Genomic DNA, 1,737 nt, shown 5'->3' with positions numbered 1-1,737 from the left:
AAGTAAGCCGGTGACAATAAAGACCTTTAAAATCGATTGGGGTGTGCCGTTTAATCTCACGGCTAATCGTGCTAGGAGAAAAGCCAAGTGCTCTAGCAATTGATCTGAGCGAGTCTCCCTCTGATAACCGTTGTTCGATATAAAAACGATCTTTTTCATTTAAGTGCCGATAAACCATCTCTACCCTCTAAGTCAAAAGGCGAACTAGAGAGTTTATCTGTATGAATATGAACTCTCTACTGAGTGTTGCACTTCAGATGACGGAGGGCGTTTGGGTTGTAGATACTTAAGTAGTATTGTTGAGAGTTTTATTATATTTACTAATAATTAATATTGAGCTGTAAAAAAATTAATAATGTTGACTTTGCAACTAATATTTTAGACTGCTTTGGATAAACTAAATTTAAGGAAAAATAGAATGAACTCTAGCAAAAGTGATGTTATTAGATGAGATATGAAGGTTCGAGAGAAATAATTAATATTAAAATTATGAGTACTGTATTTATAAAATAAAAAATGAAAAGTCAATTTAAATTGAGTGATATAGTGATTAATAAAATAATTGTTAAAACACTGGTGGGGAGTTATGAGAAGATGATAGTTCGATAATATTTGTCAAAGAAAATATTGTTTATAAAAATATTCTTAAGTGTAGTGTAGTGGAATTCAGCGATTAACAATAAAAAAATTATTAATTTGTTTTCTTTGAAATTTCTGGAGAGAGAGCATAGAAAAAAAAGTAAGTTGCCAGGTAATTTTTGATTTTTATTAGCAACTTACATTTACTTGGTAGTTTTTCTTAAAGCTATGTCCAAATTGCAACAATTGCCATGATGGTAAATCCAATAATTACAAAGCTAAAGTGTTTTAAGTTGCAGCATTTGTCTATCATGACGGCACGGTTTAAACCATGTAGTGTACCTAAATAAAGGAAGGTTCCTGCAGATAGTGCAGTAAAGCTTGGTGCGATTAAGGGGTAATGCGATAATGATGCGGTAATATTACCAAATAAAATACCCAGGGGAGTCATACAGGAAAAAATGATAAAACAGATGATTCTCAGTTGAGTAGAGAGATTACTACGATTAATATGTACTGCAAGAGCAAAACTAGCCGCCCATTTATGGGCAACAATTGCAAATAAAATAATCAATGTTGATGACAGTGCGTCGGTCAATCCTAGAGCAGCACCTGCTAAAAAAGAGTGAATCGAAAGCATTAATGTTGCAAGAAGCGCAAATGCTGGACTTTGTGCACCTCGGTGTTCATAGAGTTCTCGACCGATATGCTCAAGCCATAGCAAAGCTAAAAATACAATGCCTGCTAAAAGAAAAGGTAGTGGGTAATTAATATGGCTTTCGCTAAAGTCATTGGCAGCATCGCCTAACATATGCATGAGACCTGCCCCTAGAAAGACCCCAGCAGCGATGGCCTCACCTAATGGAAATTCAATACCCTCACCTGATTTAAAGCGTTTTTTGAAAGGAAGCCAGCCGGAGAATAAAGTGACGACTAGAATAATAAGGATACTGAGTAGTTTGATTGTTAAAAGCTCTGCCATGGTCGTTAACCTAGTAATTTAAAGTTGAAGGAAGCTGGTTAAGCTATGTGATGTTATAATATAACTTTTTTTCCGGTAAGCAAGCTTCTCTTGACGTTTTGAGTGCTTTTGGCTGTATTGTTTGCTAAGAGATCGATGCATTGGCAAATATAATCAATAACTCACCTTACGCACTG

At 35.1% G+C, this 1,737-nt stretch carries 2 protein-coding genes; both read right to left on the bottom strand.

The annotated features are described in order from the left end of the window. The coding region (locus C200_RS15225; RefSeq protein ID WP_080750118.1) for a helix-turn-helix domain-containing protein at positions 1–178 on the bottom strand (178 nt) is incomplete at its 3' end. A 627-nt stretch (positions 179–805) separates the two neighbouring features. Then, complete coding sequence (locus tag C200_RS13565; protein WP_016212247.1) at positions 806–1,561, bottom strand: ZIP family metal transporter; 756 nt, start codon at positions 1,559–1,561, stop codon at positions 806–808. Positions 1,562–1,737: the final 176 nt, after the last annotated feature.

The sequence above is a fragment of the Piscirickettsia salmonis LF-89 = ATCC VR-1361 genome (genome assembly GCF_000297215.2).
GTDB classification, from domain to species: domain Bacteria; phylum Pseudomonadota; class Gammaproteobacteria; order Piscirickettsiales; family Piscirickettsiaceae; genus Piscirickettsia; species Piscirickettsia salmonis.
The sequence above is the reverse complement of the archived record's forward strand: the minus strand, read 5'-3'. Positions and strand labels throughout refer to the sequence as shown.

Excerpts from the sequence above, each read along its gene's own strand:
- C200_RS13565 (WP_016212247.1), bottom strand. The coding sequence starts at position 1,561 with ATGGCAGAGCTTTTAACAATCAAACTACTCAGTATCCTTATTATTCTA.